The organism is Novosphingobium sp. 18050, assembly GCF_902706195.1.
Lineage (GTDB): Bacteria > Pseudomonadota > Alphaproteobacteria > Sphingomonadales > Sphingomonadaceae > Novosphingobium.
In genome coordinates this window covers 314,843-340,594 of the sequence record NZ_CACSJO010000002.1, presented here as the reverse complement: position 1 = coordinate 340,594, position 25,752 = coordinate 314,843, and the positions used below count along the sequence as shown (strand labels likewise).

Genomic DNA, 25,752 nt, shown 5'->3' with positions numbered 1-25,752 from the left:
AAATCAGTTATGCGGGACAAGACGGTGGCGACAGGCAATCGGCTCGGCGTGCTTGTTGGATGGACCTCGCAGGACCTGGGGCGCCGCATGGTCCTGGCGATCCAGACGCATGAACGCAGCACGTGGGAGCACGGCGACAGACCGCTCCAGACCACGGTGATGATGACCAAGAGCCAGGCGGCCGTTCTGGCCAATCATCTGCTCAAGGTATCCGGGCAGACGCCCCCTCCGCGCCGCCGCGGCTGGCTGGCCTCGCTATTCGAGTAAAAACGCCGACGCCGGACCTCAGGCCCCGGCACCTTCCAGCCTGACCCACAGCCCCATCTCGCCCGCACCGAACCAGCGGGCGGAGGAAAACGGAACCGAATTGGTCATGGCATAAAAGGCATCGGCCTCGATCGGGCTCATGCCCATCTGGCGGTAATAGTCGATGTAGCGGCGATTCTCCGGCGCGTTGCTCGCATAATCATCGGGTTCCAGGCCGGTGTCGTCCATCCAGGAATGGACAGCGAACTCTGCCCCCGCATCGGCATAACGATGCGCCCCGGCCAGAAACAGTTCGACCCCGCCGGAACGGACCGAGCCGCCCGCAGGGACGTGCGTGGCAATGCCGTGTTCGCGAATCATCCGGCCCAACCGCAAGTTGGCAAGGTCGTCCTCGGTGCCGGGACAGTCGATCATCTCGATCGAAGTGATGCCGGGATAATCGCGCAGCATCGCCGCGAACTGCCCCGGGCTGCGCGCATCGGTGACGTCGACCAGAGCGGCGCGGCCATCGCCAAGCACCCGGAAGGGGCCATAGGCCGGACCTGCGGGAAACACCGCGGACAGGGCCGTCGGGGCATCCCGGAATGTCAGAAAAAGGCTGCGCTCGCCGCCGCTGTCGAAGTGGTCGGCAACCACCTCGACTGTCTCGTATTCGATCACCTGCGCCGACAAGGGGGCAACGGCGAACAGGCAGGCCAAGCCAAGACATGCAGTAAACGAGCGCATTACCTGACGGTGCGGCCGATACCCTTACCCAGCACCTGATGAGCGCGGTTAAAACGTCGTAAGGCATAAATTACGCAGTGGCCGCCAGACTGCGAATGCTTACTACACTGATCCCTCTTCGTTGTTTTACTTGCAGAATAAGGGATACTTCGTGGTCGCACTCGTCTCGACCGTCGCGTACCTCGGGCTTGAGGCGCGCGCCGTCGAGGTCCAGTGCCAGATCGCGCCGGGGCTGCCGGGTTTTCTGCTGGTCGGCCTGCCCGACAAGGCGGTGCGCGAAAGCACCCAGCGCGTCGGCGCCGCACTCACCGCGATGGGGCTGGCCCTGCCGCCCAAGCGGATCACCATCAACCTCTCCCCCGCCGACCTGCCCAAGGAAGGCTCGCACTACGATCTGCCGGTAGCGCTGGCGCTGCTGGCGGCGATGGGCGTCGTCGATGCCGAGCAGATCGCCGATTTCGTGGCGGTGGGCGAACTCGCGCTGGATGGCCGGGTGATCCCCTCCCCCGGCGTCTTGCTCGCCGCCCTTCATGCAAGCGAGGCCGGCAAAGGCCTGATCTGCCCTGCCGCGCAAGGCTCCGAAGCCCGCTGGGCCAGCGGCGTGCCGGTGATTGCCGCGCCTAACCTCATCAGCCTGCTCAATCATTTAAAGGGCACGCAGGTCCTGCCAATTCCCGTCCCCGGCGTAGTTGAGGCACCGCCGCGCGGTGCCGACATGCGGCAGGTGAAAGGGCAGGAAACCGCCCGCCGCGCGCTGGAGATCGCTGCGGCCGGATCGCACAACCTGTTGATGATCGGGCCGCCCGGCGCCGGAAAATCACTGCTGGCATCGTGCCTGCCCGGCATCCTGCCCGAACTCACCCCGGCGGAGGCGCTGGAGGTATCGATGGTGGCCTCTGTTTCAGGCACGCTGGAGGGCGGACGGATCAGCCGCGCCCGGCCTTATCGCTCGCCGCATCACTCTGCCTCGATCGCGGCGCTGACTGGCGGCGGCATGAAAGTGCGGCCCGGCGAGGTCTCGATGGCGCATCTGGGCGTCCTGTTCCTCGACGAACTGCCCGAGTTCCAGCGCCAGGCACTCGATTCGCTGCGTCAGCCGCTGGAGACAGGCGAAGTCACCGTCGCGCGGGCCAATGCCCACCTCACCTACCCGGCGCGGGTCCAGTTGATCGCGGCGATGAACCCGTGCCGCTGCGGGCATCTTGGCGATGCGGCGCTGGCCTGTTCACGCGCGCCGCGCTGCGCCGCAGATTACCAGAGCAAGGTGTCCGGCCCCCTGCTCGACCGAATCGACCTGCACGTCGAAGTCGACCCCGTGCGGGCGGTGGATCTTGCCCTTCCCCCGCCGAAGGAAGGCAGCACGGAGGTTGCCGCAAGAGTAGCGCGGGCACGGCAGATTCAGACGGCAAGGCTCGAAGGCGTCGCCGCGCGGACCAATGCCGAACTCGACGGCGATATGCTGGATCTGCATGCCACCCCGGACGAAGCCGGACGCCGCCTGCTGCTTCAGGCGGCCGAAGCGATGCGCCTCTCCGCGCGCGGCTACACCCGCATCCTAAGGGTCGCGCGCACGATCGCCGACCTTGGCGGCGCGGAAACGGTCGGCCGCATCCACATCGCCGAGGCCCTGAGTTATCGGCGGCAGGCTCCGAAATCCTGAAATCCGCCCCGGTTCGGGGAGGACGGCCTATTCCTTGATATCCAACTGGCGCAGCACTTCGGCCACCACTTTGGGCGAACTCGAAAAGTCGAGGTGGCTGCACCGAATCGCGACGGCACGGTCGCGCTCGTGCGGCCAGCCCGCAGCCGCACGGGGCTGGATGATACCGTCTCGCGGGCTCCACAGCGCCACGGTCGGCACTGCGGGTTTCTCCGAGAAATCGCAGTCGATCGGCGGCCGGTCCACTGAATGCCCGGTGACCATCTGATAGGCCTTCCACGCATTGTTCGCACGCGGATCTCCGGAAAAAGGCGTACCCATGGTGATGACCTTGGCCACCAGCGCCGGCTCGCGCCGCGCGATCTCCCGCGCGAAGAGACCGCCCAGACTCCAGCCGACCAGCGCGACCGGCGACCAACTCTCCCGCGCGATCACGGCGACGCGGCGCATCAAAAAGGAGAAATTGCGCTCGCTCGGCCCGAAGTTGAACCCCAGCCCCCAGCCGTAGACATGATGCCCCGCCGCCGACAGCGCATCGGCCATCGGCTGCATCCGTTTCGGATGGGCGGCAAAGCCCGGCAGCAACATCACCGGCATCGGCCGCACCGCCGCGCGCACCACCTGCCCCCGATGCGCACCGCGATAAAGGGAGCGTAGTTCCGCCAGCATCAGTTGGAGGGGCGGCTTCCTTACGCCCTCCGGGTGCTGCTCACGCGCAAAGGCCGCGCGGCGCGCAATGGCGTCGCGCAGGGACCCGGGCGGCTCATCCTGTCCCGGGGTGTGCCCTTGAAAGTCGTTCAGCGGGTCCATCGGCCTTCGCGCATCAGTTTCGCCTATTTGGCCTTGCAATCTCCAAGGCGCGTGGTGGTCATATGCATCGTCATCTTCATCGTGCCCATTGGCGGCGGACCACCGCTGGTGTCCATCGCGACCGTCACGTCGGACCCCTTTTCGGTGACAGTGCCTTTCATTTTCATGACTGCCTTGCCGCCCTGCTGTGACTGGCACTCCATCTGGGCATCGAGAGTGCCGCCATCAACGTCGAACTTCGAATAGGTGCACTGGTTGCCCTTGCCGACGTCGTTGAACATGTCCTTGAAGCCCCGGTCGGCGTCCGCCTTGGTCAGGCAGAACGTGCCTTCCTGCGAAGCCTGCATCGCGCCCTTCATCTGCTCGGCCGTTTCCTTGGGCAGGCCCGGTACTTCGAGGCTCTTGATCTCCATCACCTGGCGATATTCGCCGGGCTCGGGCTTCACGAGCTTGTCGGCCTCCTTCTTGACCTGCTCGATCGACTTGGGAGCCCCATCCTTCGCGTCGTCCTTCGATCCGCAGCCGGCCAGCGCCAGCGCGGCGAGACCCGCCGCAGCCATGATCCCGAACTTGCCGTTCATCGCGTACACTCTCTTAATCTTCCAATGGGGTCTGCGGGGCTGGCACCGCCCCGCCCGCAGGTCAACGCCTGATACCACCCCCGCTTACTGCCCCCTGTTGCCGGAACGCTGCGTATACCCCATATGTTCTCGCATGGCAGAGATCATCATCCGTCGCGGCCTCGAAGAACCCGACACTTCGGACAACTTCATCCCCCACAAGCCGCAGCGGCCCGACAAGTCGATGCCCGGCCGGCCGTTCCGCATCGTCTCGGACTACGCGCCCGCCGGCGACCAGCCGACCGCCATCGCGGAACTGGTAGGCTCCGCGCAGGAGGGCGAAAAAACACAGGTCCTGCTGGGTGTCACCGGCTCGGGCAAGACCTTCACCATGGCCAAGGTGATCGAGGAACTACAGCGCCCGGCCTTGATCCTGGCGCCCAACAAAATCCTTGCCGCCCAGCTCTATGCCGAGTTCCGCGATTTCTTCCCCGACAACGCGGTGGAATATTTCGTCTCCTATTACGATTATTACCAGCCTGAGGCCTACGTCCCCCGGTCGGACACCTACATCGAGAAGGAAAGCTCGGTGAACGAGGCGATCGACCGGATGCGCCATTCGGCCACCCGCGCCTTGCTGGAGCGCGACGACGTCATCATCGTCGCCTCCGTCTCGTGCCTCTACGGCATCGGCTCGGTCGAAACCTATTCGGCGATGATCTTCGACCTCGAAGTGGGCAAGGCGCAGGACCAGACCGAGATCATCCGCAAGCTCGTCGCCCTTCAGTACAAGCGCAACGACGTGGCCTTCGCGCGCGGCAATTTCCGCGTGCGGGGCGACAGCCTCGAGCTGTTCCCCTCGCACCTCGAGGATGTGGCCTGGCGCATCAGTTTCTTTGGCGACGAGATCGAGGAAATTTCCGAATTCGATCCGCTGACCGGCAAGAAGGGCGCCAGCCTCGAGAAGATCCGCGTTTACGCCAATTCGCACTACGTGACGCCGGGGCCGACCATGCGGCAGGCGGCCGAGGCGATCCGTTTCGAATTGACCGAACGGCTCAAGGAACTGGAGGCCGAAGGAAAGCTGCTCGAAGCCCAGCGGCTGGAACAGCGCACCAATTTCGACCTCGAGATGATCCACGCCACCGGCGCCTGCAACGGCATCGAAAACTACAGCCGCTTCCTTACCGGCCGCATCCCCGGCGAGCCGCCGCCGACCCTGTTCGAATACCTGCCGGACAACGCCCTGCTATTCGTCGACGAAAGCCACCAGACGGTGCCGCAGATCGGCGCGATGTCGAAAGGCGATCACCGCCGCAAGATCACGCTGGCCGAATATGGTTTCCGCCTGCCCAGTTGCATCGACAACCGCCCCCTTCGCTTCAACGAGTGGGACGCGATGCGCCCGCAGACCTTCGCGGTCTCGGCCACGCCGGGTCACTGGGAGATGGACCAGACTGGCGGCGTCTTCGCCGAACAGGTCATCCGCCCAACCGGACTGATCGACCCGCCGGTGGAAATCCGCCCGGTCGAGGATCAGGTGCAGGACTGCATCGCCCAGTGCAAGGAAGTCGCCGCCAAGGGCTATCGCACTCTCGTCACCACCCTCACCAAGCGCATGGCCGAGGACCTGACCGAGTTCATGCACGAGCAGGGCGTGCGGGTGCGCTACATGCACTCCGACGTGGAAACGCTGGAGCGTATCGAGCTGATCCGCGACCTGCGCATGGGCGTTTACGACGTGCTCATCGGCATCAACCTGCTGCGCGAGGGTCTCGACATTCCCGAATGCGGACTTGTCTGCATCCTCGACGCCGACAAGGAGGGCTTCCTGCGTTCGGAAACCTCGCTGATCCAGACCATTGGCCGCGCCGCACGCAACGTCGACGGGCGGGTGATCCTCTACGCAGATCGCATGACCGGCTCGATGGAACGCGCGATAGCCGAAACCGACCGCCGCCGTGCGCGGCAGGAGCAGTTCAACCTCGAAAACGGCATCACCCCGCAGTCGATCAAGCGCCGTATCGCCGACATCGTCGCCGATACAGCCAGCCGCGACGGCGTGGTGATCGACCTTGAGGACGACACCCGCAACAACCTCGTCGGCCACAACCTGCGCGCCTATATCGAGGACCTCGAAAAGCGGATGCGCAATGCGGCGGCAGACCTCGAATTCGAGGAAGCCGGCCGCCTGCGCGACGAGATCAGGCGGCTTGAGGCCAGCGAACTGGGCCTCCCGGATGCGGAGCACAAGGCACCCAAGGTCGGCCGCAGCAACGAAGGCAAGCCCGGAACCCGCAAGACGCGGTACGGGAAGCAGCAGAAGAAGTGGGGGAAGTAGAGCGGGAATGGCGGCGACCAGAGTTCGCGAGGAAACGACGCGACGCACGCCGCCCAGGCACTTGGCGATTTTACCCGTTCGAAGGGCATCAGCGAAGTCACGCGCGCATCGCGGTGGAACCTCACGCCATTTACAATGCGCTGTCCGAAAATGGGAATCCCACGCTCGAAACACTGACGGCGTACTCGGTGCGCCAAGCTTGGCAATTACGGCCCAGAGGCCCGCAGCGTAAGTATCCCCAAGGCCGCGCCCTCACGTTGCCAATCGAAAAAATACCCGGGATCCTGCGATGCAGGTCCCGGGCAGGTATAAGGATAGGCTGAATCGCCGATCCTTCGGGTCGCAGATCACCCATGCGCCCACCTGAACCCCATTGCATACCACGATCGTGGTAAAGCCGGGCAATACCCCTCACTTTCCATAGGCTTGCCTAAAGTTAACGGGCAGTTCAAATTAAGTCTTCGGGTCGCAAGGCGGGGTAGCACCATTCGAGTCGATCAATTGGGGGCGATGTTTTCACGGGCCCCATTCGAACAGACAGGCTGGGATGCCGCGCTCAAGGGGCTCGCCAGTGCGACGGGCGCTTCACGCGCCCAACTTCTCGCCATTGGCGAGCGCCATACTTTGTTCAATTGGATGACCAGTGCCGACGACGGCTACGTCGAGGACTTCCTGGCGATCGAGGGCCACCGTGCCGACGTGAACTACCGCGTCGCCGCATCCAGCGCGCCTTATCAAGTCGTCTGGGAAAAGCACTACGACCAGGTCCGCGCCGCCGGCGCCAACGAGGCCTATATCGAACACGTACGCCGCTGGGATGGAGAGCACGGCGCCCAGATGGTCCTGGCGAACGACCCCGGGGCGTTCTTCGGGCTGGCGACCATCAATACGAAAAGCGACGGACGCACGACCGAAAAGCACCGCCAGGTTCTCAGCGATATCGGCCCGCAGGTTATGGCGGCGATCCGGCTGCAGCGGGCCATCGAACACCAGGGCGCCGACCTGCTGCGCGGTTCGCTCGACGCGCTGCGCACGGCGGCGGTCCTGCTCGACGGCATGGGACGGGTCTGCTCGGTAACCAATGCTGCCGACGGGCTGTTCGCCCCGGACACCTTGCAGGTGCGCGGTAGCATCCTGCGCGCGGCGCGGCCGGACACCGATCGCGGACTGCAGATGCGCATCGGGCTTGCCCTCGCCAGCGCGCAGGCGATGCCTTCGGAAATGTGGCTGCAGTCGTCGCGCGGGCCGATGCTGGTGGAAGTCTGCGCCCTGCCCCGGCAGGAGTGGAACTTCGGCTTCGCGCCCAGCGTTATCGTCACCCTGAAGGCCCCGCTCGGCTTCGCAGGCGACCAGGGTCCGCGTCTTTGCGCCGCGCTCGAACTGACCCGCGCCGAGGGCGAGATCGTCGCGCTTCTGGCACAGGGCCATTCACGTCAAGAAATCGCCCGGATGCGCGGGGTCAGTGCCCAGACCGTCTCCAGCCAGCTGCGCACGATCTTCCAGAAGGCCGGCGTAAACCGCGAGTCGGAACTCGTCTCGATCGCCCGGGCCGTAATCGAAATGGCAGGCCGGTAAACGGCCGCAGGTCAGACCTTGCCGAACTTCGCCTCATAAGCCCCGGTATCCCCGCTCGACAGGAGTTTCGCCTGCTCCACCCAGCTATCGCGGCGCGGGCGGCCGGCAAAGGCGCCCAGCTTCGTATCGAGTTCATCGAGGTCAGCGTCGGTCCAAGCTGCGATCTGGGCGAAACTGGTCACGCCCAGCGCATGCAGAACCGTCAGCATCTTGGGGCCAAGCCCCTTGATCTTGCGCAGATCATCAGCGGCCACCTCGCCATCGGCGGTTTCCGCGATCGGCGGCGCCGGGGGAGCGGGCGTCGGATCGGGCTCGGCGGCGGTCGTCTGGGGCGGCTCGCGGTGGCTGCGCGCTTCGTCGGCCTCTTCCTGCGCGGCGACAGCGATCACTTCGCCGATACCGGCCATCACCCCTGCCATTGCAGGCGGGTCGAGATGAAACTGCGCGGCGGGCGGCGCGTCGATCAGCGCCTGATTACGCTGCGCAGGTGCAGCGCCTTCATCCAGTACGTCGGGACGTCGCTCGCGTCGCGCCGGCTTCGAGCCGTGCACGAAGACCCAATACGCAACGACGATGCCGACCAGCAGCGCGGCGATGAAGATCAGCCAGTTCGCTTCGATCATTTGCAACACGACGATTTACCCTTTCCGGTTCCACACAAGCCAACCGATGCCGAAGCCGATCCCGTAGGTCAGCAGCACCGAAACGGCCATCTCAAGCCATAGCGGCAAGGCGGGGTCCTTTCCTAGTCTTTGCAGTGCTCATTCGGGCGCCCTCATTCCGGTCCCGGCGTGTCGATCGGGGTCGGCTTGACCGGCGCGGTGAAAAGCACCGAGAATTCGATACGGCGATTGGCGGGATCGCGGGGGTCGAGGCCCTCCACCGGCTTGGCCGCGCCCACGCCCACGGCGCGCAGGCCGTCACCCGGAATTCCACGCGAAATCAATGCCGAGCGAACCGCCTCAGCCCGTGCTTGCGAGAGGGCAACATTGACCTTGGGATTACCGCCTGCATCGGTATGCCCGGTAACCGCGATAATGCTGCCCGCACAGGGGCGCAGCGCGCGGGTTACTTCGTCGAGCAGGTTGTCACTGGCCGGATCGAGCCGCGTGCTGGCCTCACCGAAACGGATGGTACGGGTTTCGAGGATCCGCTCGACATCGTCCTGACAGTGCACCAAGGACGCGCGCGCATCGCCCTCGTTCGCCCAGCTCACCCCGCCGATACCAGGCACTGCGGCGATGGCGGCGGCGACACGGCTGCGGGTGGCGGCATCCAGCCCCTTGCCGCCTGACAGGACCGGGTGGCGTGTCAGCCACCCGTAGCGGTCGCGGAAGGCCAGCGTCACGCCCTTGCCGCCTGCGACATCGCGTGCGGCGGCAGCCTGCTGCCTGAGATCGCCAATGAAGATGCCGCCCCGTGCACGCATCGTCGCAAAGGACAGGACGACGCACAGGGCCGCTCCGACGACGATCATGGAAGCGCGGCGTGGATTCATGGGTGTCAGCCTAGAGCCTTGCGGCCAGCCTGTCAGCCCGCGCGATCAAGGTTTTACGCGGGCTTGGTCTTCTGGAACAGCTTGCGGTCTTCCGGCCCGAACGCCTTTTTCCAGATAACCAGGAAATACGAGCCCAGGATCGCCGGGATACCCAGCGCCAAGGCCGCCCATTCAGGCAGGAACCGGTGGGTGAGATACCCGATGACGACCGCCGGAGCAGCCGCCCAGACCAGCGCCCAGCGCCAGTTGTTGATCGGTTCGCCCAGAATGCGCGAGAGCATCACCGACTTGACGATCGAGGCGATCCCCAGTGCGACCATCAGAGCGATGGCAGCCGCCGCCGCCTGGAACAGCGAGTTGTAACCCAGCCGCTGCATCAGCAGGATGCCGCCCAGCGTCAACACGGCCTGCAAACTGATCGTGGCGAGCGAGACCCACAAGTTGCGTACCCGCGCCACGTAGACCAGCGCCGCCTCGCTGACGACGGCAGTGGCAGCGACTACTTCGGCGGCGAGCAGGAATGCCAGCGCCCCGGTGCCGCCCACGAATTCGCGGCCCACGAGGCCCATGACCCCTGCCCCCGGAATGCCCAGCGCCAGCGCAATGCCGGCCTGCGACGCGGTGATCCAGAAGCCCACCTGGCACACCTGCCGGGCGATGGCGCCATAGTCGCGCTCTTTGAGGTTGCGGGTGATGACCGGCCCGAGCACCGGCTCGAAACTGGTTTTCAGCTTCTGCGGCAGGCTGGCCACCTGCTGCGCCGCGTAATAGATGCCGACCGCCGCCGGTGGGGCGAGGAAGCCCAGCAGGAAGATGTCGACGCGGCGGGTGCCCCATTCGATAGCATCCGCCAGCGCAATAGGCAGCGAATGCAGTGCCAGCTTGCGCATGCCGCGCAGTTTCGGGCGCCAGCCGCGCGGTACGCCGTATTCGCGAAAGAAGGGGATGAACGCAGTGAACGCCGCGGCGTAGATCGAGGCGATATAGGCGATCGACAGCCCGCTTTCGGGCGCCAGCCAGATCATCGCGCCGGCCATGATCGAGATCGTCCACGGCTCGACGATGGCGCGCGACCAGACGGTGGGCGTCACCCGCAGCCGGTATGCCAGCGCCGCCAGCCAGATCTCGGTCATCGTCATCGCCGGCAGGGCGAGGACCATAAGCCGGTCGATCCAGGTATAGTGACCGCCGGGAAACAGCAGTCCCGGCACGAACCAGAAGAACGCGGCCGCCGAAACGCTGGAGATCGCCGCGATGATAGAACCATCAGCAATGACGTTGGCGGGGTGAACCTGCCCTTCGGTCTGCGACAGGCGCTGCGCGAGGCCGCGCTTCTCGCCCATGGTGCAGAGCATTGAGGTGAGTTCGATCAGGACCAGCGCCGAGGCGAAACGGCCCAGCGCGGCCGGGCCATAGGCAGCGGCACGCCCTGCGATGAACAGGAAGGGAATGCGCGCGGCAAGGCGCAGAAAGAAGCCGAACAGGTTCGTACGTCCACCTTTGGCGAGCGCGGCGATATCCTGTTGCTGGCGTTCCTCGCGGGTCGCTTCGGCTCTGGAAATGACAGTACTGGGGGTCGGCGTGTCGCTCAAAGAGCGGGCTCCTGTTCAGCGCGCAGCGGGCGGGCGAGCAGGTCGCTGACGACTTCACTGGCCGGCGCCGCGCCGCTGAGCAGACGCGCCACGGCATCAACGATCGGCATCTGGATACCGTCACGGCGGGCAAGGTCCGCCAAAATCGGCGCGGTGGCGGCACCCTCGGCGACGCTGTTCTTGCCCGACAACGCCTCGGCGGCGGTCAGCCCCTGCCCCAGTGCAAGGCCGAGCGAGAAATTGCGGCTGGAGGTGGACGAGCAGGTGAGGACAAGGTCGCCCAGCCCGCACAGTCCCGACAGCGTCTCCGCCCGCGCACCGCGCGCAAGCCCGAAGCGCAGCATCTCGGCATAACCGCGCGCAATCAGCGCCGCGCGGGCGTTCTGGCCGAGGTTCAGACCTTCGACCACGCCGCAGGCGATGGCGAGGACGTTCTTCACTGCCCCGCCGATCTCGGCGCCGGTGACATCGTCGGAATAATAGGGTCGCAGCATGGGCCGCGCTATCAGCGGGGACAGCCGCTCCCACTGATCGCGCCCGCCAGCACAGGCGAGTGTGACTGCGGTAGGCAGCCCCGCGGCAACTTCATGCGCGAACGTCGGCCCGGACAGGACCGCCAGCCGCTCTGCCGCACAAGCCTGCGCGGCGACATCGTTCATGAGCCGTCCGGTGCCCGCCTCGATACCCTTGGCGCATAGGACGAGGTCGCGATCACCTTCCGGCAGTCCGGCAATGACGGACGCCAGGAACTGGGCTGGCACGACCACCAGCAGCGCAGGCAGAGCGGCTAAATCGGCAAGATCGTTGGTGGCGCGCACCTTCGCCGCCAGCACGGCACTCGGAAGGTAAAGCGCGTTGCGGTGTTCGGCGTTGATCGCGGAGACGAGTTCCGGTTCGCGCGCCCAGAGCAGGACTTCACTGCCATCGCTGGCAAGCGCCTGCGCCAGTGCGGTGCCCCAGGCACCTGCGCCGATGACGCCAATTCGTGCAGCACTCATGCCTTTACTCCCGCACCGCGAACTGTTTCGGCCTCAGGGTCCAGTGGCCAGCGCGGGCGGGCCGCCACGTCGAGCGGATCGGACTGTCCGCGCGCAAGTCGCTCCAGCCCGGCCCAGGCGATCATCGCCGCGTTGTCGGTACAGAGCGCAAGTGGCGGCGCGATGAATGGCAGACCATGCTGTGCGGCAAGCCCTTCGAGCGCGGCACGAATCGCCTTGTTGGCGGCAACCCCGCCAGCGACGACCAGCGCGTTGAGCGGACCGACATTGGCAAGAGCACGCCGCGAACGGTCGAGGAGGCAGTCAATCGCGGCCTGCTGGAACGAAGCGGCGATGTCCGCATCGCTATGCTCGCCCGACTGCTTGGCCCGCAACACCGCGCTCTTGAGCCCGGCGAACGAGAAGTGCGGTTCTTTCGAACCCTTCAGTGGCCGGGGCAGGCTGACTTTCTTCGCATCGCCCTGAAGCGCCAGCCGTTCCAGCGCCGGACCGCCGGGATAGCCCAGCCCCAGCACCTTGGCGGACTTGTCGAATGCCTCGCCCAGCGCATCGTCGATGGTGGTGGCGAGGCGGCGGAACTTACCTACGTCCTCTACCAGCAGAATCTGGCAGTGACCGCCCGAGACGAGCAGCAGCAGATAGGGATATTCGAGCGCCGCGTCGGCAAGGCGCGGCGACAGGGCGTGGCCTTCGAGGTGATTCACCGCGATCAGCGGCTTCTCGCTCGCCATCGCCAGCGCCTTGGCGGTGACCAGGCCGACCATCACGCCGCCGATCAGGCCCGGCCCGGCAGTGGCAGCGATGGCGTCCACATCATCCAGCGTCATCCCGGCATCGGCCAGAGTCGCGGCAATCAGGGGGGCAAGACGCTCGGCATGGGCGCGTGCAGCAATCTCGGGGACAACGCCGCCGTAAGGGCTATGCACCTCGTCCTGCGAGGCGATGCGCTGGGCAAGGATGACCCGTTCACTGGTAACCAGCGCCGCGGCGGTCTCGTCGCAAGAAGATTCGATGCCGAGAACTATGCTCATCCTAGCTTCCCCTGAACGACATTGCCGGGTAGCACAAGCGACCGATGACCGAAGATAAACACCAAGATTCCATTCCTGAGAGGCGCTTTCGCCTCGGTACACGTCGATCGCCCCTTGCCATGGCGCAGGCGCATGAAGCGCAGGCCCTGCTTGCCCGTGCCCACGACATCGATCCCGCGCATATAGAGATCGTTGCCGTCACCGCCAGCGGCGATCGCATCCAGGACCGCGCTCTGGCCGAGATCGGGGGCAAGGCCCTGTGGACAAAAGAACTGGACGCCTGGCTGGCGACGGGTGAAATCGACTTCGCCGTGCACTCCGCCAAGGACGTCGAGACGATCCGCCCGGACGCCTTCACCATCGGCGCCATCCTGCCGCGCGAGGACGTGCGCGACGTGCTGGTCGGCGCCGCCTCCATCGCCGCATTGCCGCAAGGCGCCGTGATCGGCACCAGCGCGCCGCGCCGCGCCGCGCAGCTTCTCCACGCCCGGCCGGACTGCCGCGTGGTCACTTTCCGGGGCAATGTAGCAACCCGCCTCGCCAAGCTGGCGGCAGGAGAAGCCGACGCCACATTCCTCGCCGCCGCCGGGCTGAACCGGTTGGGCGAGACCGGCACTGGCCACCCCCTTGACGCCGAGGACTGGCTCCCCGCCCCCGCACAAGCCGCGATCATGATAGAGTGCCGCGCCGACGACGAGGGGACACGCGCCTTGCTCACCGCGGTAGACCACGCACCAAGCCGCGCGCAGGTTCTGGCCGAGCGCGCCTTGCTGGCGGGACTTGGCGGCAGCTGCCACAGCCCGATCGCGGTGCTGACCCGGTGCGAAGGCACCGACATCGTCATGCGCGCCGCGCTATACAGCCCGGACGGCGCCGAACATGTCACCGGCGAGACCCGCTTCCCGGCAGACGATAGGCGAGGCCCGCTGGACCTCGCCGCAGACCTGCTCGCCCGCGCGGTGCCCGCGATCGCCGCGCACTTCGCCGGAGCGCCGGCCCCGGAACAATGAGCCGCGCGGAGGCAGAGCGTGCCATGCCTCTCCCCATCCTGATCCTGCGCCCTGAACCCGGCGCCTCGACCACGCTCGCGGCTGCGCGGGCGGCGGGCATGACCGCCCATGTCTTCTCACTGTTTGAAATTCGCGCGCTGCCATGGGAGCCCGTCCCCCGCGCCGAGGTGGACGCCCTGCTGCTGGGCAGCGCCAATGCCCTGCGCCACGGCGGCACGGCGCTGACCGCCTATCGCGGCCTTCCCGCTTATGCCGTGGGCGAAACCACTGCGCGGGCTGCACGCGAATTCGGGCTGGACGTGATCGCCACCGGCAAGGGCGGCCTCCAGAACATGCTATCCGCGCTCGACCCCGCCCATCGCCGCCTGCTGCGCCTCGCCGGGCGCGAGCGGATCGAGCTGGCGACCCCGAAAGGCGCCGAGATCATCACACGCGAAGTCTACGCAAGCGAACCCCGGCCCCTGCCAGACGGCATGGGCGCGCTGCTGACCCGCCCCGCCCTGGCCCTGCTCCATTCGGGAGAGGCCGCCGCGCATCTCTCGACGCTTTGCGACGAAGCCGGGATCGCGCGCGCGCACATCCGCCTCGCCGCCATCGGCCCGCGCGTCTCGGCTCGGGCGGGGACAGGCTGGGCCGACCTCCAATGCGCCGAAAGTCCCGACGATGCCGCTCTGCTGGCCTTGGCCGCACGGATGTGCCAAGAAGCCGCCTCGGGACACCATTTGCCAAATTAAGGGCTTGATGCAGGACATTTCCGCACCCCTCACTCCACCAGTTTCTGCCCCGCCGCCACGAACCCGGTCGGCGGGGCCGACCCTGTTCGTCGCGCTGATCGCCTTCGTACTCGGCGCCGCGCTGGTCGCCTGGCTGGCGACGCGCGGCTATCTTGCAACGCTGATACCGCAGCCTCCCCAGGCGCCGATCACTGCGGCGCAGCCTGTCGCGCCGCCGCCGTCCACCGAAGCGCAGATGAGCGCGATCGGCACAGTCGAGGGCCGGCTTGCCATGCTGGAGGATCGCCTTTCGCGCCTCGACGTCCAGACCCACGCCGCCGCCGGCAATGCCGGACGCGCGGAAGGCCTGCTGATCGCCTTCGCCGCGCGGCGCATGGTCGATCGCGGTGAGCCGCTGGGTCATGTCGCCGACCAGCTACGCCTGCGCTTTATGAACGCCCAGCCGCGCGCGGTGCAGACGGTGATCGATTTCGCCCGCAATCCCGTCACCATTGACGGCCTTGCGGCGCGCCTCGAAGCACTCTCGCCCGAATTGACCGTCACGCAAAGCGACGAAAGCCTGTGGGACCGTGCCCGGCATGAGGTAACTTCGTTGTTCGTGGTGCGCCGCGATTCGGGCGCCCTGGCCAGCCCGGCGGCACGGATCGACCGCGCCCGCGTGATGCTTACCGCCCGCCGCATCGACAATGCCATCGGCGAAGTAGAGCGCCTCCCCGGTGCCGACGCCGCCGACACCTGGATTGCCGACGCGCGCCGCTTCGAGGCCACGCAGAAGGCGCTGGACCTGCTGGAAACGACCGCGATGCTGGAGCCCGCGCGGCTTCAGGACGGTGCCGGCCAGTCGGTCGACCAACCCAGCCCCCTGGCGCCGACCGCGCCGATGGGCGAACCTACGGAAGCGGTGGTGGAATAAAAGGCGCGTTACCCCGGAAACCTGTTCGGGGTAACGGTTCTCCGCCCCTCCGGCAGCTCAAGCCCGCCCGGTCTCGTTCGAAAGCAAGGCCGGGTCGATACCTTCCGCCCGCCATGTCGCCATCCAGCGGCCTTCGGGCGGGGTCTGGAAAAGGACTTCGCGATGCCCTTCGGCGGCGTACCAGCCGTGGTGGCGCATTTCGCCTTCCAGCTGTCCTGCGCCCCAGCCCGCATAACCCAGCGCCATGATCCACTGTGAAGGGCCGCGCCCTTCGGCAATGGCGCGCAGCACGTCCATCGAGGCAGATAGCGCGCAAATCGGTTCCACCGCGATCGTATCGGTGCCGCCCCAATCGGTGGAATGAAGGATGAACCCGCGCCCCGGTTCTACCGGGCCGCCGTTCATGACCTCGCGATTGGGCGAGACGCCGGGGTCGATACCCAGTTCCTCCAGCACGTCGTGGAAGCGCACGCCCTGTCGGACATGGCCGATGCCGATGCCCAGCGCGCCGTTCTCGTCGTGGACGCACATCACGTTGACCGACCGTTCGAATCGCGGATCGAACATGCCGGGCATGGCGAGAAGGATACGTCCCGATAGGTACTGTTCAGCTGTCACGCCCCGCATTCTAAGCCAGGAGCCCGGCACGGCAAGCCCAACAAGAGAGAGCGCTTTGACGATGCCTCCGGGCGTCCTATGTCCCCCGCAAAAGGAGACTGCCCGCCGTGACCCTGCTGTTCGACCTGCCCGCCGTTCCCACAGTTCCTGTCCTTGGCCCCATCCCCGGCGTCGAGGCCCGCTATCCCGTGCGTCGGATATTCTGCGTGGGGCGCAACTATGCCGCCCACGCGCTTGAACTGGGCAATGCCGTCGACCGCGAAGCGCCGATCTGGTTCAACAAGGCCCCCGCCGCGCTGTGCCTTTCCGGTGAGACGATCGCCTATCCGCCCGGCACCGCGAACTGCCACTACGAGATGGAACTGGTCGTCGCCATCGGCGCGCCTGCCTTCCGCGTCGCGCCTGAAAACGCGATGGCGGCGGTTTACGGCTACGCGTGCGGTCTCGACATGACCCGGCGCGACCTGCAGAACGCCGCCAAGGCCAAGGGCTACCCCTGGGACACCGGCAAAGACTTCGAGAACGGCGCGGTGATGGCGGCGATCACCCCGGCCGACCAGCTCGGCGCGGTCGCCGGCCAGCGCATCACCCTCGCCCAGAACGGCGCCACCAAGCAGGACGGCACCCTGTCCGACATGATCTGGTCGATCCCGGAACTGATCGCCGACCTCTCGCGCCTCTACCACCTCGAACCCGGCGACCTGATCTACACCGGCACCCCGGCCGGCGTGGGCGCGGTTGCCTCCGGCGACGTGCTGGAAGGCACCATCGACGGCCTTACGCCCGTGCGGCTGGAGATCGGCGCAGCGGAGTAGGGCGACAGATCGCCGCTCCGATTGTACCCTTGGCCAACGCCTGCCGCGCCTTGCCAGCGGCAGGCGTTGGCTTAAGACAATCACATGATTGCGAACCGGCGGCTTGCGGCTCTCCCGCTCCTCACCCTCGTCTCCCTCCTCGCTGCGGCCCCGGCCCGCGCCGAGGACGATGCAGGCGAACCAAAGGCCCCCATCGTCGTGACCGGCCGGGGCCTGCGCGAAGGCCCCGCCACCCCCGCCTATGACGTGCAGACCATAGCGCGCGACAAGCTCGCCTCCAGCGCCTCGGGCCGGATCGAGGACGTGCTGGCCTCAGTCGCGGGGTTCCAGCAGTTCCGCCGGGCCGACAGCCGCGCCTCGAATCCGTCCAACCAAGGCGTCACCCTGCGCGCACTGGGCGGCAATGCCTCCAGCCGGGCGCAGGTGCTGCTCGACGGCGTGCCGGTGGCCAATCCGTTCTTCGGTTATATTCCGCTGAGCGCGCTCGCCCCCGACCGGCTCGGCTCGGTGCGGGTGACGCGCGGCGGCGGCATGGGCGCGTTCGGCACCGGCGCGGTTTCGGGGACGATAGAGATGGAAAGCGCCGGCCCGGACCAGATCGGCCCGCTGCAAGGCTCCGCGCTGGTCGACGATCGGGGCGAGACGCAAGGCGCGCTCACCATCGCCCCGCGCCTTGGCGAAGGCTTCGTCGTCGCCTCGGTGCAATGGGACCGGGGCCAGGGCTTCTGGACTACGCCCAGGGACCAGCGCGTCGCCGCATCCGCCCGCGCCGCCTATGAAAGCCTGTCCGGCTCGCTGCGCGCGGTCGCACCGCTCAGCGATACGGTCGAAGTGCAGGCATCCGGCCTCGTCTACGACGACCAGCGCACGCTGCGCTTCAAGGGTGCCGATTCGACCTCCTCCGGCCAGCAGGGATCGCTGCGCTTCGTCGGACGGGGAGACTGGCAGTTCGACGTGCTCGGCTTTGTCCAGGCGCAGGATTTTTCGAACGTGGTCATCAGCTCGACCAACTACAAAAAGACCCTCGACCAGAAGAAAACGCCGACGCTGGCGATAGGCGGCAAGGCCGAACTGCGCCCGCCGGTGGGCGAGGCCCATGTCCTGCGGCTGGGCGCCGACATCAAACTGTCGAGCGGCCACCTGGTCGAACTGCCCTATAACGCCGTGACCGGCCTTGCGACCGCGTTCCGCCGCGCGGGCGGCAAGCAGTCGGACCTCGGCCTCTATATTGAGGACGACTGGACGCTCGGCCAGTTCGTGGTCACCGCCGGCGCGCGGGCCGACCGCTGGACCATCCGCGACGGCTTCTACCGCGAATTGAGCGCCAGCGGCGCGGTCAACCGCGACACCCGCTTTGCCGACCGCGACGGCTGGAGCGGCAATGCGCGCGGCGGGATCGTGTGGAACATCGCGCCCGCCTTATCCCTGCGCGCCGCCGCCTATTCGGGCCTGCGCCTGCCGACGCTCAATGAACTGTACCGGCCCTTCGTGGTGTTCCCGGTAACCACTCAGGCCAATGCCAACCTCAAGCCCGAGCGCCTGCGCGGCTATGAGGCGGGCGTGGACTTCCATCCTTCGCAAGCCCTGTCGGTCTCGGTGACCGCTTTCGACAACCGCCTGAAGGACGCCGTCGCCAACGTCACCCTCAGCCCCACGATTCGCGAGCGCCAGAACGTCGACGCCATCCGGGCGCGCGGGGTGGAGGCCAGCGCCGACCTCAAGCTGGGCCGCGTCGACCTCTCCGGCTCGCTTTCCTGGACCGACGCCAAGGTCGAGGCGAGCGGGGTGCAAAGCGCGCTAGACGGTCTTCGCCCGGCACAGGTGCCCAAGCTCGCCGCCAGCGGCACCGTAGCATGGGCGCCGCGCGATGGCTGGCGCCTTGCCGCTACCGTGCGGCGCACCGGCGCGCAGTTCGAGGACGACCTCGAAACCGACGTCCTGCCCGCCGCGACCACGCTGGACCTGTTCGCGCAGGTGCCCGTCACCCGCTTCGTCTCGCTGGTGCTGCGCGGCGAGAACCTGACAGACGAGACCATCGTCACCCGCAATCAGGGAGGCTCAATCGACCTGGGCGCACCGCGCACGCTGTGGGCGGGGATCAAGGTGGGCTTGCGCTAGAGCGTCGGCTGAGGCACCGGCCGAACATGCCCAAGGCCAGCCAATCATGACCCGGCTCACCGTGAACGACCGCCCGGTCGAATTCGCGATGGACCCGCGCACGCCGCTGCTCTGGGCGCTGCGCGACGCGGCCAACCTCACCGGCACCAAATACGGCTGCGGCGTGGGCGATTGCGGCGCCTGTACTGTCATGGTCGACGGTGCTGCACTGCGTTCCTGCCTGATCACCCTGGCCGAGTGCGAGGGCCGCTTCGTCGTCACCATCGAGGGCCTCTCGCATGACCGCTCGCATCCGGTGCAGCAGGCGATGGTGGCCGAGCAGGCGATCCAGTGCGGGTTTTGTACCCCGGGCATCGTCATGAGCGCCGCCGCCCTGCTGGCCCACAACGCCAGCCCCAGCGAAGCCGAGATCAAGGCCGCGATCCCCAACCTGTGCCGCTGCGGCGTCTATGCGCGGCTGGTGGGAGCGGTGCAGCGCGCTGCCGCCGTCGCCCGCCGCGAGGACACGATCAGCGCCGCGCCTGCCCCCGGCATAGCCCCCGAAGATGCGGCCCGCGCGGTTCCCGCCCTGAAACGCTAAGGAGTACCCCTATGAATGCCACCATCTGGCACAACCCCGCCTGCGGCACTTCGCGCAAGACGCTGGCTATTCTCAACGAAACGCCCGGCGTGAATGTCACCGTGGTCGAGTATCTCAAAACCCCGCCGAGCGCTGAAAAGCTCGACCAGCTCTACCGCGACGCCGGGATCACCCCGCAGCAGGGCCTGCGCATGCGCGGCACCGATGCGGCCGAACGCGGCCTGCCGGACGCCGACGACAAGACCGTGCTGGATGCCATGGCCGCCCAGCCCGCGCTGATCGAACGCCCGCTGGTGGAAACCGACAAGGGCGTACGCCTGTGCCGGCCCCAAGACATCGTCCACGAGATTCTCTGAAGGGAGTTTTCCTATCATCCCGTCTCATCCAAGGCGCCCATCGCCTTGCAATGGCGCGGACAATCTGCCACCGCATGGCACATTCATGACATCATAACCTTGCGAGAGCGTTCCTCAGCATGACCAGTACAGAGCTTGCCCGAGAGGCGCTGCCCCAGCGAATCAAACGCAAGATCAAGCAAGGCATGGGGCCATGGGGTGTGTTCCTCGAAGGCTTCCTGCGCAATCCGGTGATGGTCGGCTCGATCATCCCGTCGTCGCGCTTCACCATCAATCGCATGCTGTCGCGGGTCGACTGGGCCAGTTGCAAGCTCTTCGTCGAGTACGGACCGGGCGTGGGCACGTTCTGCCAGCCGGTGCTCGACAAGCTGCCGCGCGACGGCATGTTGCTGGTGATCGACACCAACCCGCTTTTCATCGACTACCTGCGCCGCACGATCCGCGACAGCCGCTTCGTCGCGGTGCTCGGCTCGGCCGCTGACGTAGAAGATATCGTGCGGGCGCACGGGCATGAAAAGGCGGACTACGTGTTGTCCGGCCTGCCGTTCTCGACCCTGCCCGATGGCGTGGCCCCGGCGATTGCCGCCGCCACCTACCGCGTGATCCGCAAGGGCGGCGCATTCCTGGTCTATCAGTTCCGCCCCAAGGCAAAGAGCTACATGGCCAAGCACTTCAAGCGCATCGACGATGCGATCGAACCGATCAACGTGCCGCCCTGCTTCATGTGGTGGGGCTGGAAGGACGAAGACGAAGGCTGAGCCGCTTTTTCCGGCGCTCCTTCGTCAACTCCACTTCTTCATCGCAAACATAGCCCGGCACGCAAGGGCCGGTTACTCAGCCGGCTTGAGCGGCAGCATCAATGAGGCCGTCGTGCCCACGGCGGGGCGGCTCTCGATGTCGAAGCGGCCGCGGTGCCGCTCGACGATGTGCTTGACGATCGACAGGCCCAGCCCCGTACCACCGGCCGCACGGCTGCGGCTGGTATCGGCGCGATAGAAACGCTCGGTCACGCGCGGCAGATGCTCGGGCTTTATGCCCTCGCCCTCGTCGCGCACGGAAACAAGCACCCAGCCCGTGCTTGCCGCCTCGACCGACACCTCGACGGGGCCGCCGGGGCGGGCATATTTGCGCGAATTGTCGATGAGATTGCGCAGCACCTGCGACATCTGCCCCCGATCGCCCGCGATCACCGCAGCAGCGCAGTTGGCCCGCACCGAGACCTGCGTACCGTCGCGAAACTCACCGGCGACCTCGTGGGCCAGGGCGACCATGTCGATGCTGTCGTGCGGCGCCTCGTGCTTCAGCGCCTCTATGCGCGAGAGCGACATGAGATCCGAGATCAACGCCTGCATCCGCTGTGCTTCATGGCGAATAGTGCCTAGGAACCGCCCGCGCAGGGCCTCATCGCCGCCTGCCTTGGGGTTCATCAACGTTTCGACATAGCCGATGACGTTGGCCAGCGGCGTGCGCAGTTCATGGCTGGCATTGGCGACGAAATCGGCGTGCGACTTGGCGACACTGACCCGTTCCGACAGATCGTAGAGACTGACGATCCGTTCGTGCGGACCGGCGACCTTGCAGTCGACCTCCCACACCGACCCGCCGGTAGAAAGGCCTTTGACCTTCGCCGACCCGCCGTTCTCGCTGAGAATCGCGGCAACCGCGCGCGGTTCGCGTATGGCGATTCGCACATCCTGGCCGACGATGTGCACGCCCAGCAGCGCCTTCGCTGCGCTGTTGGCGAAGCGAACCTGACCGCGCGATACCATCATCGCCGGGGTCTGGAGGTGTTCGAGGAGGTGGACGCCCTCGATGCTCATGCGCGTATCTCTCCGGTGGTTCAGATCAGCCATGCGACGAATTTGCAAGCCGATCCAGCGCGCGTGACATGGTTTCACTACATTCTTGTTGCAACATTCGTATTCAAACGTTCGGGAAATGACATTTTCGTGGCTGTCCGGCTGGTAGTGAGTTTGGAAAACATGCTTTCGCCACCCGAAGCGGGCTAGCGCTTCGCAGATGGCGTGGCTATGCTGCATCTGCGTGGCCCATACGTCGATGAACGGGCGTAAGGCCAGGCAACCAGACATTGGTTCATCACGGGAGCGAGGAGGAGCGCAACCGTTCGGTGGAAAGGTATCCGTGACACAATTCACTTCCGATCGCCTGCTCCTCTTCGGCGCCACAGGCGATCTCTCCCGCAGGATGCTGCTCCCTTCGCTTTGCGCGCTCGACGCGGAAGGTCTTCTGGGTTCGCACATCGAGATCATCGGCACCGCCCGGTCCGACATGGACGACCTGGGCTTTCGCAATTTCGCACGTGAAGCGCTCGAACAGTTCCTTCCCGCCAACCGGCGCGGGGGTATCGCCCAGTTCCTCAACCGGCTGAGCTACCAGTCGCTCGACGCCAACGACATGGACGGCTTCCACGCATTGGCCGAAAAGGTCGGCACCCCCGAAAACGGCCTGTCGATCTTCCTGTCGACCGCGCCCAGCCTGTTCGAGGCGACCATCCATGGTCTCGAAAAGAGCGGTCTGGCCGGTCCCAACGTGCGTATCGGCCTGGAAAAGCCGCTCGGCATCGACCTTGCCTCCAGCAAGGTCATCAACGACGCAGTCCACCACGCATTCCCCGAGGACCGGATTTACCGGATCGACCATTACCTCGGCAAGGAAACCGTCCAGAACCTGCTGGCGCTGCGCTTCGCCAACCTGATGTTCGAGCCGCTGTGGAATGCCGCGCATATCGACCATGTGCAGATCACCGTGTCCGAAACCGTCGGCCTCGAATCGCGCGTGGGCTACTATGACGATTCGGGCGCGCTGCGTGACATGGTGCAGAACCACATGCTCCAGCTCCTCGCGCTCGTCGCGATGGAGCCGCCGGTTTCGTATGACGCCACCAACGTGCGGGACGAAAAGGTCAAGGTTCTGCGCTCCCTGCGCAAGGTCGACGTGGCGGAAACCGTCACCGGCCAGTACCGCGCGGGCGCCATCGGCGGCCAGGCCGTGCCCGGCTACGACGACGAACTCGGCAAGGAATCGGACACCGAGACTTTCGTGGCGATCAAGGCCCATATCGACAACTGGCGCTGGCAGGGCGTGCCCTTCTACCTGCGCACCGGCAAGCGCATGCCCAAGCGCACGACGGAGATCGTCGTGCAGTTCAAGGACGTGCCGCACTCGATCTTCACGGGTCGGGGCGCCCGCACGGTGCCCAACCGGCTCGTCATCGGACTCCAGCCGGAAGAGAACATCACGCTCTCGCTGATGGCCAAGGTTCCTGGACTCGATCGCAATGGTTACGGCCTGCGCTCGGTGCCGCTGGCGATCACCACGCCCGACGCTTTCGCCGGGCCGCAGCGGCGCATCGCCTACGAGCGCCTGCTGCTCGACCTGATCGAAGGCGACCAGACGCTGTTCGTCCGCCGCGACGAAGTAGAGGCTCAGTGGGAGTGGATCGACGCGATCCGGGCCGGCTGGGAGGAACAGCAGCAGACGCCCAAGACTTACACATCCGGAAGCTGGGGCCCCTCGGCCGCCATCGCGCTCGCCGAGCGCAATGGCGTCACATGGCACGAGTAAGCTGCCTTAAAGGCATCATGCTTTCGAATTGAGATCGGCCGCTGATGCGTGCCTCGTGTTTGCAAGGGACACGGGGCCGCACGGATCAGCCGGGCCGCGCAAAAGACCAGGAGTGAACCCATGAGCAACCTCAACCCGGCGGGCCTGAATCCGGTGGTCGAGCGCGTGACCCAGCGCGTCATCGAGCGTTCCCGCCCGAGCCGCCAGCGCTACCTCGACATGGTCGAGCGCGAGGCGGACAACCATTCCGACCGCAGCTTCCTGTCGTGCTCCAACCTCGCGCACGGCTTTGCCGCCTCGGGTGAGGACAAGGCCACGATCTCGGCGGGCAAGTCGATCAACCTCGGTATCATCACCGCCTACAACGACATGCTCAGCGCCCATCAGCCCTATGGCCGCTACCCCGACCAGATGAAGCTGTTCGCCCGCGAAGTTGGCGCCACCGCGCAGGTCGCCGGCGGCGTGCCCGCCATGTGCGACGGCGTGACGCAGGGGTTCGACGGCATGGAACTGTCGCTGTTCAGCCGCGACACCATCGCCCTGTCGACCGCGATCGGCCTCAGCCACGCGATGTTCGACGGCACCGCGCTGCTGGGCATCTGCGACAAGATCGTGCCCGGCCTGTTCATCGGCGCGATGCGCTTCGGCCACCTGCCGGCGATCTTCGTGCCCGCCGGCCCCATGCCCAGCGGCATTTCCAACAAGGAAAAGCAGAAGACCCGCCAGCTTTACGCAGAGGGCAAGGTCGGCCGCGAGGAACTGCTCGCCAGTGAAAGCGCCAGCTACCACTCCGCCGGCACCTGCACTTTCTACGGCACCGCCAATTCCAACCAGATGATGATGGAACTGATGGGCCTGCACGTGCCCGCATCCGCCTTCGTCCAGCCCAATACGCCGCTGCGCCAGGCGCTGACGCGTGAGGCCACGCACCGTCTGGCGGCCATGACCCGCAAGGGCGAGGACTATCGCCCGATGGCCAAGGTCGTCGACGAGAAGGCGATCGTCAACGCCATCGCCGGCCTGCTGGCGACCGGCGGATCGACCAACCACGCGATCCACCTGCCCGCCATGGCGCGCGCCGGCGGGATCCTGATCGACTGGGAGGACTTCGACGAACTATCCTCGGTGGTGCCGCTCATCACCCGCGTCTATCCCAACGGTTCGGGCGACGTGAACCACTTCCAGGCGGCCGGCGGCATCGGCTGGGTGATCCGCGAACTGCTGGGCGCGGGCCTTGCCCACGGCGACGTACTGACCGTGGCGGAAGGCGGCATGGCCGCCTACGCCAGCGAACCGGTGATGCGCGGCGACAAGCTGAGCTGGATTCCCATCCCCGAGACCACCGACGACACGATGGTCCGTCCGGTCTCCAACCCCTTCCTGCCCGATGGCGGCATGCGTCTGGTGCAGGGCAACCTGGGCCGCGGCACGTTCAAGACCAGCGCCGTGGATGCGGAACGCTGGACCATCGAGGCACCCTGCCGGGTGTTCGATACGCAGGAAGGCGTCTCGCAGGCGTTCAAGGCGGGCGAGCTTGACCGCGACGTGATCGTGGTCGTGCGCTTCCAGGGTCCGCGCGCCAACGGCATGCCCGAACTGCACAAGCTGACCCCGCCGCTGGGCGTGCTTCAGGACAAGGGCTTCAAGGTGGCGCTGGTCACCGACGGGCGCATGTCCGGCGCATCGGGCAAGGTTCCCGCCGCGATCCACGTTACCCCGGAAGCGCTAGGCGGCGGCCCGCTGGCCTACCTGCAGGACGGCGACATCGTGCGCCTTTGCGCCGAAGACGGCACGCTGTCGACCACGGCGGACCTGTCCGCGCGCGAGCCTGCGCCGACCCCGCCCCCGGCAGTGGGCATGGGCCGCGAACTCTTCGCGATGTTCCGCATGAACGCGGGCGGCGCCGAGCAAGGCGGCTCCTCGATGCTGGAGCTGGCCGGGCTGTGAGTGACAATACGGAGCGGA

Annotated in this window: 24 protein-coding genes; 14 read left to right on the top strand and 10 right to left on the bottom strand. The window is 66.5% G+C overall.

The features are described 5' to 3' along the window. Positions 1-9 precede the first annotated feature (9 nt). On the top strand, positions 10-267 hold the full coding sequence (locus GVL61_RS04095) for a hypothetical protein (protein ID WP_159977247.1): 258 nt from the start codon (positions 10-12) through the stop codon (positions 265-267). Positions 268-285: 18 nt separating this feature from the next. Here GVL61_RS04095 and GVL61_RS04090 read toward each other — a convergent pair whose 3' ends face one another. Further along, positions 286-993: an alpha/beta hydrolase gene (locus tag GVL61_RS04090; protein ID WP_159977245.1), complete on the bottom strand. Its 708-nt coding sequence runs from the start codon at positions 991-993 to the stop codon at positions 286-288. A 151-nt stretch (positions 994-1,144) separates the two neighbouring features. Between GVL61_RS04090 and GVL61_RS04085 the strand changes: the two genes are divergently transcribed. Continuing rightward, complete coding sequence (locus tag GVL61_RS04085) at positions 1,145-2,653, top strand: YifB family Mg chelatase-like AAA ATPase (protein ID WP_159977243.1); 1,509 nt, start codon at positions 1,145-1,147, stop codon at positions 2,651-2,653. A gap of 27 nt (positions 2,654-2,680) precedes the next feature. Here GVL61_RS04085 and GVL61_RS04080 read toward each other — a convergent pair whose 3' ends face one another. Both GVL61_RS04080 and GVL61_RS04075 read right to left on the bottom strand, forming a co-directional pair. After that, the gene (locus GVL61_RS04080; protein WP_159977241.1) at positions 2,681-3,463 is read right to left on the bottom strand and encodes a triacylglycerol lipase; all 783 of its coding nucleotides are present in this window, start codon (positions 3,461-3,463) and stop codon (positions 2,681-2,683) included. A 23-nt stretch (positions 3,464-3,486) separates the two neighbouring features. Beyond that, positions 3,487-4,044 (bottom strand): DUF3617 domain-containing protein, encoded by a 558-nt coding sequence (locus GVL61_RS04075; RefSeq protein ID WP_159977239.1) that lies wholly within the window; start codon positions 4,042-4,044, stop codon positions 3,487-3,489. A gap of 133 nt (positions 4,045-4,177) precedes the next feature. Between GVL61_RS04075 and uvrB the strand changes: the two genes are divergently transcribed. Together uvrB and GVL61_RS04065 are read left to right on the top strand one after the other, a co-directional pair. Beyond that, entirely contained in the window at positions 4,178-6,364 is a 2,187-nt protein-coding gene (gene uvrB, locus GVL61_RS04070) for an excinuclease ABC subunit UvrB (RefSeq protein WP_159977237.1), read from the top strand. A 510-nt stretch (positions 6,365-6,874) separates the two neighbouring features. Next, complete coding sequence (locus GVL61_RS04065; RefSeq protein WP_159977235.1) at positions 6,875-7,939, top strand: helix-turn-helix transcriptional regulator; 1,065 nt, start codon at positions 6,875-6,877, stop codon at positions 7,937-7,939. Between the two features lie 11 nt (positions 7,940-7,950). Here the strand turns inward: GVL61_RS04065 and GVL61_RS04060 are convergent, their stop codons facing one another. The 5 genes from GVL61_RS04060 to tsaD form a co-directional block, all read right to left on the bottom strand. Continuing rightward, entirely contained in the window at positions 7,951-8,562 is a 612-nt protein-coding gene (locus GVL61_RS04060) for a hypothetical protein (protein ID WP_200844839.1), read from the bottom strand. 152 nt (positions 8,563-8,714) lie between these two features. Continuing rightward, positions 8,715-9,437 carry an OmpA family protein gene (locus GVL61_RS04055; protein WP_159977231.1) on the bottom strand — a complete coding sequence of 241 codons (723 nt, stop codon included), beginning with the start codon at positions 9,435-9,437 and terminating at the stop codon, positions 8,715-8,717. Between the two features lie 53 nt (positions 9,438-9,490). Then, positions 9,491-10,999: a lipopolysaccharide biosynthesis protein gene (locus GVL61_RS04050; protein WP_159977331.1), complete on the bottom strand. Its 1,509-nt coding sequence runs from the start codon at positions 10,997-10,999 to the stop codon at positions 9,491-9,493. A gap of 26 nt (positions 11,000-11,025) precedes the next feature. Then, a complete protein-coding gene (locus tag GVL61_RS04045) occupies positions 11,026-12,027 on the bottom strand; it encodes an NAD(P)H-dependent glycerol-3-phosphate dehydrogenase (RefSeq protein WP_159977229.1) in 1,002 nt (333 codons plus the stop codon). Next, positions 12,024-13,058, bottom strand: coding sequence for a tRNA (adenosine(37)-N6)-threonylcarbamoyltransferase complex transferase subunit TsaD (tsaD, locus tag GVL61_RS04040; RefSeq protein WP_159977227.1), 1,035 nt, complete (start codon positions 13,056-13,058; stop codon positions 12,024-12,026). The genes GVL61_RS04045 and tsaD overlap by 4 nt, the downstream gene beginning before the upstream one ends. Positions 13,059-13,102: 44 nt before the next feature. Between tsaD and hemC the strand changes: the two genes are divergently transcribed. The 3 genes from hemC to GVL61_RS04025 are packed head-to-tail and all read left to right on the top strand — an operon-like array spanning position 13,103 to position 15,715. Continuing rightward, entirely contained in the window at positions 13,103-14,068 is a 966-nt protein-coding gene (gene hemC, locus GVL61_RS04035; protein WP_159977225.1) for a hydroxymethylbilane synthase, read from the top strand. A gap of 23 nt (positions 14,069-14,091) precedes the next feature. Further along, positions 14,092-14,802, top strand: coding sequence for a uroporphyrinogen-III synthase (locus tag GVL61_RS04030; protein WP_159977223.1), 711 nt, complete (start codon positions 14,092-14,094; stop codon positions 14,800-14,802). 7 nt (positions 14,803-14,809) lie between these two features. Beyond that, a complete protein-coding gene (locus tag GVL61_RS04025) occupies positions 14,810-15,715 on the top strand; it encodes a hypothetical protein (protein WP_159977221.1) in 906 nt (301 codons plus the stop codon). 57 nt (positions 15,716-15,772) lie between these two features. On the opposite strand, the gene GVL61_RS04020 is transcribed toward GVL61_RS04025, so the two are convergent. Next, a complete protein-coding gene (locus GVL61_RS04020; RefSeq protein WP_200844837.1) occupies positions 15,773-16,342 on the bottom strand; it encodes a YqgE/AlgH family protein in 570 nt (189 codons plus the stop codon). A gap of 98 nt (positions 16,343-16,440) precedes the next feature. On the opposite strand from GVL61_RS04020, the gene GVL61_RS04015 reads away from it, so the two are divergent. The 5 genes from GVL61_RS04015 to GVL61_RS03995 all read left to right on the top strand — a co-directional run bounded on the left by GVL61_RS04015 (position 16,441) and on the right by GVL61_RS03995 (position 20,960). Further along, positions 16,441-17,148 carry a fumarylacetoacetate hydrolase family protein gene (locus tag GVL61_RS04015; protein ID WP_159977217.1) on the top strand — a complete coding sequence of 236 codons (708 nt, stop codon included), beginning with the start codon at positions 16,441-16,443 and terminating at the stop codon, positions 17,146-17,148. Between the two features lie 84 nt (positions 17,149-17,232). Beyond that, positions 17,233-19,266: a TonB-dependent receptor gene (locus tag GVL61_RS04010; RefSeq protein ID WP_159977215.1), complete on the top strand. Its 2,034-nt coding sequence runs from the start codon at positions 17,233-17,235 to the stop codon at positions 19,264-19,266. 46 nt (positions 19,267-19,312) lie between these two features. Continuing rightward, positions 19,313-19,846: a (2Fe-2S)-binding protein gene (locus tag GVL61_RS04005; RefSeq protein ID WP_159977213.1), complete on the top strand. Its 534-nt coding sequence runs from the start codon at positions 19,313-19,315 to the stop codon at positions 19,844-19,846. An 11-nt stretch (positions 19,847-19,857) separates the two neighbouring features. Then, on the top strand, positions 19,858-20,202 hold the full coding sequence (gene arsC, locus GVL61_RS04000; protein ID WP_159977211.1) for an arsenate reductase (glutaredoxin): 345 nt from the start codon (positions 19,858-19,860) through the stop codon (positions 20,200-20,202). 119 nt (positions 20,203-20,321) lie between these two features. Then, a complete protein-coding gene (locus tag GVL61_RS03995) occupies positions 20,322-20,960 on the top strand; it encodes a class I SAM-dependent methyltransferase (protein WP_159977209.1) in 639 nt (212 codons plus the stop codon). A gap of 72 nt (positions 20,961-21,032) precedes the next feature. Here the strand turns inward: GVL61_RS03995 and GVL61_RS03990 are convergent, their stop codons facing one another. After that, positions 21,033-22,022, bottom strand: a complete 990-nt coding sequence (locus tag GVL61_RS03990; protein ID WP_159977207.1) for a cell wall metabolism sensor histidine kinase WalK — start codon at positions 22,020-22,022, stop codon at positions 21,033-21,035. Between the two features lie 322 nt (positions 22,023-22,344). Here GVL61_RS03990 and zwf point away from each other — a divergent pair, with 322 nt between their 5' ends. Together zwf and edd are read left to right on the top strand one after the other, a co-directional pair. Continuing rightward, on the top strand, positions 22,345-23,787 hold the full coding sequence (zwf, locus tag GVL61_RS03985) for a glucose-6-phosphate dehydrogenase (RefSeq protein ID WP_159977205.1): 1,443 nt from the start codon (positions 22,345-22,347) through the stop codon (positions 23,785-23,787). A 120-nt stretch (positions 23,788-23,907) separates the two neighbouring features. Further along, positions 23,908-25,734, top strand: coding sequence for a phosphogluconate dehydratase (gene edd, locus GVL61_RS03980; protein ID WP_159977203.1), 1,827 nt, complete (start codon positions 23,908-23,910; stop codon positions 25,732-25,734). The last annotated feature ends 18 nt before the right edge of the window (positions 25,735-25,752 follow it).

Coding starts and splice junctions, on each gene's coding strand:
- GVL61_RS04095 (WP_159977247.1), top strand. CDS start 10: ATGCGGGACAAGACGGTGGCGACAGGCAATCGGCTCGGCGTGCTTGTT.
- GVL61_RS04090 (WP_159977245.1), bottom strand. CDS start 993: ATGCGCTCGTTTACTGCATGTCTTGGCTTGGCCTGCCTGTTCGCCGTT.
- GVL61_RS04080 (WP_159977241.1), bottom strand. CDS start 3,463: ATGGACCCGCTGAACGACTTTCAAGGGCACACCCCGGGACAGGATGAG.
- GVL61_RS04075 (WP_159977239.1), bottom strand. CDS start 4,044: ATGAACGGCAAGTTCGGGATCATGGCTGCGGCGGGTCTCGCCGCGCTG.
- uvrB (WP_159977237.1), top strand. CDS start 4,178: ATGGCAGAGATCATCATCCGTCGCGGCCTCGAAGAACCCGACACTTCG.
- GVL61_RS04065 (WP_159977235.1), top strand. CDS start 6,875: ATGTTTTCACGGGCCCCATTCGAACAGACAGGCTGGGATGCCGCGCTC.
- GVL61_RS04060 (WP_200844839.1), bottom strand. CDS start 8,562: ATGATCGAAGCGAACTGGCTGATCTTCATCGCCGCGCTGCTGGTCGGC.
- GVL61_RS04055 (WP_159977231.1), bottom strand. CDS start 9,437: ATGAATCCACGCCGCGCTTCCATGATCGTCGTCGGAGCGGCCCTGTGC.
- GVL61_RS04045 (WP_159977229.1), bottom strand. CDS start 12,027: ATGAGTGCTGCACGAATTGGCGTCATCGGCGCAGGTGCCTGGGGCACC.
- tsaD (WP_159977227.1), bottom strand. CDS start 13,058: ATGAGCATAGTTCTCGGCATCGAATCTTCTTGCGACGAGACCGCCGCG.
- hemC (WP_159977225.1), top strand. CDS start 13,103: ATGACCGAAGATAAACACCAAGATTCCATTCCTGAGAGGCGCTTTCGC.
- GVL61_RS04030 (WP_159977223.1), top strand. CDS start 14,092: ATGCCTCTCCCCATCCTGATCCTGCGCCCTGAACCCGGCGCCTCGACC.
- GVL61_RS04025 (WP_159977221.1), top strand. CDS start 14,810: ATGCAGGACATTTCCGCACCCCTCACTCCACCAGTTTCTGCCCCGCCG.
- GVL61_RS04020 (WP_200844837.1), bottom strand. CDS start 16,342: ATGCGGGGCGTGACAGCTGAACAGTACCTATCGGGACGTATCCTTCTC.
- GVL61_RS04010 (WP_159977215.1), top strand. CDS start 17,233: ATGATTGCGAACCGGCGGCTTGCGGCTCTCCCGCTCCTCACCCTCGTC.
- GVL61_RS04005 (WP_159977213.1), top strand. CDS start 19,313: ATGACCCGGCTCACCGTGAACGACCGCCCGGTCGAATTCGCGATGGAC.
- arsC (WP_159977211.1), top strand. CDS start 19,858: ATGAATGCCACCATCTGGCACAACCCCGCCTGCGGCACTTCGCGCAAG.
- GVL61_RS03995 (WP_159977209.1), top strand. CDS start 20,322: ATGACCAGTACAGAGCTTGCCCGAGAGGCGCTGCCCCAGCGAATCAAA.
- GVL61_RS03990 (WP_159977207.1), bottom strand. CDS start 22,022: ATGAGCATCGAGGGCGTCCACCTCCTCGAACACCTCCAGACCCCGGCG.
- edd (WP_159977203.1), top strand. CDS start 23,908: ATGAGCAACCTCAACCCGGCGGGCCTGAATCCGGTGGTCGAGCGCGTG.